The sequence below is a fragment of the Streptomyces sp. NPDC031365 genome (genome assembly GCF_055569765.1).
This window is the reverse complement of the sequence record NZ_JBVIIM010000007.1, coordinates 298,778-302,986: the sequence shown is the minus strand read 5'-3', so window position 1 is coordinate 302,986 and position 4,209 is coordinate 298,778. Positions and strand designations below refer to the sequence as shown.

General features: G+C 74.8%; 3 protein-coding genes and 1 pseudogene. 3 read left to right on the top strand and 1 reads right to left on the bottom strand.

The features are described 5' to 3' along the window. Window positions 1-105: 105 nt before the first annotated feature. Window positions 106-747 (bottom strand): annotated as a pseudogene (locus tag ACZ5C2_RS14375) (nucleoside/nucleotide kinase family protein); the annotation flags it as partial. A gap of 91 nt (window positions 748-838) precedes the next feature. Here ACZ5C2_RS14375 and ACZ5C2_RS14370 point away from each other — a divergent pair. The 3 genes from ACZ5C2_RS14370 to ACZ5C2_RS14360 all read left to right on the top strand — a co-directional run bounded on the left by ACZ5C2_RS14370 (window position 839) and on the right by ACZ5C2_RS14360 (window position 4,124). Then, entirely contained in the window at window positions 839-1,576 is a 738-nt protein-coding gene (locus ACZ5C2_RS14370; RefSeq protein WP_468790138.1) for an HAD family hydrolase, read from the top strand. 173 nt (window positions 1,577-1,749) lie between these two features. After that, window positions 1,750-3,231, top strand: coding sequence for a hypothetical protein (locus tag ACZ5C2_RS14365; RefSeq protein ID WP_468790158.1), 1,482 nt, complete (start codon window positions 1,750-1,752; stop codon window positions 3,229-3,231). A 404-nt stretch (window positions 3,232-3,635) separates the two neighbouring features. Then, window positions 3,636-4,124 carry a DUF5709 domain-containing protein gene (locus ACZ5C2_RS14360; RefSeq protein ID WP_468790136.1) on the top strand — a complete coding sequence of 163 codons (489 nt, stop codon included), beginning with the start codon at window positions 3,636-3,638 and terminating at the stop codon, window positions 4,122-4,124. Window positions 4,125-4,209 lie beyond the last annotated feature (85 nt).

The window sequence follows — 4,209 nt, the reverse complement described above, 5'->3', positions numbered from 1 at the left end:
CCCCCCCCCCCCCCCCCCCCCCCCCCCCCCCCCCCCCCCCCCACCCCCCCCCCCCCCCCCCCCCCCCCCCCCCCCCCCCCCCCCCCCCCCCCCCCGCCCCGCACCCGGCAGCACGGACGCCGGCACCACGAGATCGGCCCGGCCCCGCGTGGAGGCGACCAGTTCGGCGTTGCGCCGGTCGGAGCGCTCGACCCAGGCCACCGCCTCCTCATGGCTCTTGCCGAACTCCTCGTGCCGGGCGATCAGCCGGCGCAGCCGTTCCTCCTCGCCCAGGGCGCAGAACCACACCTCGTCCAGCCGCGGCCGGACCCGGGCCCAAGCCCCCGTGTCCAGCAGCAGGTAGTTGCCCTCCGTCACCACCAGCCGGGCGGACGGCGGCACGGGGACCGCTCCCGCGAGCGGCTGCTCCAGAACCCGCTCGAAGCCGGGGGCGTACACGACGCCACCGTCCGCCTCCTCGCGCAGCCGCCGCAGCAGCGCCGCGTACCCGGCCGCGTCGAAGGTGTCCGGTGCACCCTTGCGGTCCAGGCGGCCGAGACGGCGGAGTTCGGCGTCCGCCAGATGGAAGCCGTCCATGGGGACATGCGCCACCCACGGCTCCCCGGTGCCGTTCAGCTCCCGCACCAGATGCCCGGCGAGCGTGGACTTGCCCGCGCCCGGGCTCCCAGCGATGCCGAGGATCGCGCGCCGGCCGCCTCGCGGCAGGGAGCGGGCACGGCTCAGGAGGTCGTCGAAGGTCAGCGCCACAGCACGAGTGTGTCACTTGAGCGGCGGGGGCACGCCTGCCGAGTGGCCCGGATTCCCGTTGCCCGGCACCCTTCGGGGAACAGTGTCCTGTATGACGGATCTGGGTCTGCCCGATGACATCCTCGCCTGCCTCTTCGACCTCGACGGAGTCGTCACGAGAACGGCCGCCGTCCACGCGGCCGCCTGGAAGGAACTGTTCGACGCCTTTCTCCGGGAGCGCGACGGCGACGCCTTCCGGCCGTTCACCGACGCCGACTACGACGAGTACGTCGACGGTCTCCCGCGCGCCGACGGCGTACGCACCTTCCTCGCCTCCCGCGACATCGCACTGCCCGAGGGCGGACCCGGTGACCCGCCCGGCGCCCGTAGCGTGCACGGCCTCGGCAACCGCAAGAACGAACTGCTGCTGGCGAGGATCCGCACCGAGGGCGTGGCCGCCTACGAGGGCACCCTGCGCTACATCGAGGCGGTCCGCGCCCGGGGACTGCGTACCGGGATCGTCTCCTCCAGCGCCAACTGCCGCGACGTACTGCGCTCGATCGGAGCCGAGGGCCTCTTCGACGTCCGGATCGACGGGGTGGTTGCCGCCGAACGCGGCCTGCCCGGGAAGCCGAGGCCGGACACGTTCCTCGCCGCGGCCCGGGACCTCGGCGTGGAGCCGTCCCGCGCCGCCGTGTTCGAGGACGCGCTCGCCGGCATGGACGCGGGCCGCGCCGGACACTTCGGCTATGTCGTCGGCGTGGACCGGGTGGGCCAGGCCGACGCGCTCTACGCGCACGGCGCCGACCGGGTCGTGACGGACCTGGCCGACCTCGGGCGGGAGACATGAGCACGCGGTGGCCTTTGGGGTGCCTGGGGCGGTTGGCTGCATATCGCCCTGCATATCCGTTCCATGCGGGTTAGGTTGTCCGGGATCTTCGAATGCCGGGCCGGTGCCCCCGCCCTCGGCCCCGGGGGCCGAGGAACCAGGCACCCATGACGCGCGAGAACGAAGGACGGACGATGAGCGACGGCGCCGGTGCCCTCCTCGCCGTGACCGGACGCCGCGAGCAGCGGTCCCGGCCGGACGCCTCCCGGCGGGCGCACGGCAACGGACCGCTCGCGGTCCTCGCCGTCGTCTTCGCCCTGGCCCAACTCGTTCTCGTCCGCCCCGTGCTGGGCCTCGGCTGGGACGAGATCGTCTACACCAGCCAGGTCACCTCCCACCACCCGGCCGCCTTCTTCAGCGCACCCCGCTCCCGGGGCGTCTCCCTGCTGGTCGCGCCCGTCGCGTCCTGGTCCGATTCCACCGTGCTGCTGCGCGTCTACCTCGCGGTGCTCTCCGGCCTCGCACTCCACCTGGCCCTGCGCACCTGGCGCGGCCTCTTCCCGACCCGGATCCTGGTCACCGCCGGCGCCTTCTTCGCCTCCCTGTGGGTGACCCTCTTCTACGGTCCCCAGGCCATGCCCAACTACTGGGTCGCCATCGGCGCGCTGATCGCCGTCGGCGGGTTCCTGCGCCACCGTGCGCACCCCTCGTCCGGCGGCCCGCTGTGGGCCGTGGTGGCAGGGATTGCGCTCATGGCCTGGATGCGCCCCACCGACGCCGTCTGGGTGACGGTCCCGCTGCTCGTTCTCGCCCTGGCGGGCCGGCACTGGCGGTCCCTGCTCGCCCTGGCCTGCGGCCTCGCCGTGGGAGGGGCAGAGTGGGTGATCGAGGCGTACACCGCCTTCGGAGGACTCGGGGAGCGGCTGGCCGAGGCCTCGCACATCCAGGGCGGGCTCGGGTGGCACATCGCCGTGGACGACCAGCTGCGCAGCCTGGGCGGGCGTGCCCTGTGCCGTCCGTGCACCGGGTCGATGCCCCACCCGGTGATCACCCTGTGGTGGTTCGTCCTGCCGCTGCTCGTCGTTCTCGGGCTGGTCGTCGCCGTTCGGGCCCGCCGCACCTTGTGCACCCTGCTGCCGCTGGCCTGCGCCACGACCGCGGCACTCCCGTATCTTTTCATGATCGAGTATGCGGCGCCCCGCTTCCTCCAGCCGGCCTACGCCCTGCTCGCCCTCCCGGCGGCCGAGGCGCTGTGGTACCTGGTCACGGCACCGCACGGGAAGTGGCGGCCGGCCGCCGGGGTCCTGGTCGCGCTCGCCGTGGCCGGCCATCTCGCCGTGCAGCTGACCGTCCTCGTGTACACCGTCGACCGCAACATCGACAGCCGACGCGACTGGGCCCGGACGGCCGGTGAACTGCACCGGCTCGGTGTCCGTCCGCCCTGTCTGATCACGGGGCACGAGGCCATCCCCATCGGCTACTACACCGGATGTTCCTCCGGCGCCACCTCCGGCAACAACGAGAACACCACGGCCGAGGAGATCCTGCGCACCGCCGGCCGCGTCCCCGTCGCCACGCTCACCGGCCCCGGCGGCACCCCGCCGGGCTACGCCCGGCACTGGCCCGCCCGCCGGATCGGCGACCTCGAGGTCCGTGTCGCCCCGGCGCCCGGCTGACGACGGCGGGTGTTTCCCGCGCACCCGGTGCCGGCCGGAGCCGCTCGGTCGCGCGCGTGTGTGGGGCGGCCGGCTGCCGGGCTGCCCACCGTTCCGGACCGCCGGACCGCCGACACCCCGCCCGAGCGGGTCCGCGCGCCGCCGAGGTCCGGCACGGCACCACGACCCTCACGCCCGCCTGCCCGTGCTGGGGTCCCGGTCGTCGCCGGCGACCGCAGGGCCGCACCTGCCCGCCCCGCGGACAGCGGCGGGCAGGTGCGCGGTACTACGCGTCCCGCGCGGACCCCGGGGGAGCCGCGGCGGTCTCCGCCGTGGGCCGCGCGAGGTTAAAGACCGGGTGACGGGAAACGCGGACCGGATACCGGAGACGACATGTGCCGACGCAGCGTGACAGGGAGGACGCCATGGGCTCCGAACCGATGGCCGACGACGCCTACCAGCCCACCGGGAGCAATGAGGAGCAGGAGGACGCCGCGCCGCTCGACATGCAGGACGCCCTCGACGAACGGTCCTACGACGACACGCTCGACGAGGGCTACTCCCCGCCGGAGAAACCGCTCGGGGTCACCAGGCACGGCACCACGGCCGCCGAGCAGCACGACGGGGAGACCCTCGACGAGCGGCTGGCCCAGGAGTTGCCCGACGCGTCCGTGCCCGCCGGGGACGAGGTGGGCGATCTGCCCGGCGGCGAGGGCGAGCCGGTCGACCCGGAGGCGGGCACCGCCCGCGCCGGACGCCTGGTCGCCCCCGACGAGGGCGCCCACGGCGACACCACCAAGGAGTCGATCGCCGAGGACGTGGGGATCGACGGCGGGGCCGCCGGCGCGGAGGAGGCCGCGATGCACGTCGTCGAGGACGGGACGGAGCTCCCGGAGGGCCGGGGCAGAACCTGACCGCCCACGGCGTACGGCGGGGGGGGGGGGGGGGGGGGGGGCGCCGGGCCGGGTGGTCTCTGGGGTTAGGGGGGACTTTGGCGTC

Coding starts and splice junctions, on each gene's coding strand:
- ACZ5C2_RS14370 (WP_468790138.1), top strand. CDS start 839: ATGACGGATCTGGGTCTGCCCGATGACATCCTCGCCTGCCTCTTCGAC.
- ACZ5C2_RS14365 (WP_468790158.1), top strand. CDS start 1,750: ATGAGCGACGGCGCCGGTGCCCTCCTCGCCGTGACCGGACGCCGCGAG.
- ACZ5C2_RS14360 (WP_468790136.1), top strand. CDS start 3,636: ATGGGCTCCGAACCGATGGCCGACGACGCCTACCAGCCCACCGGGAGC.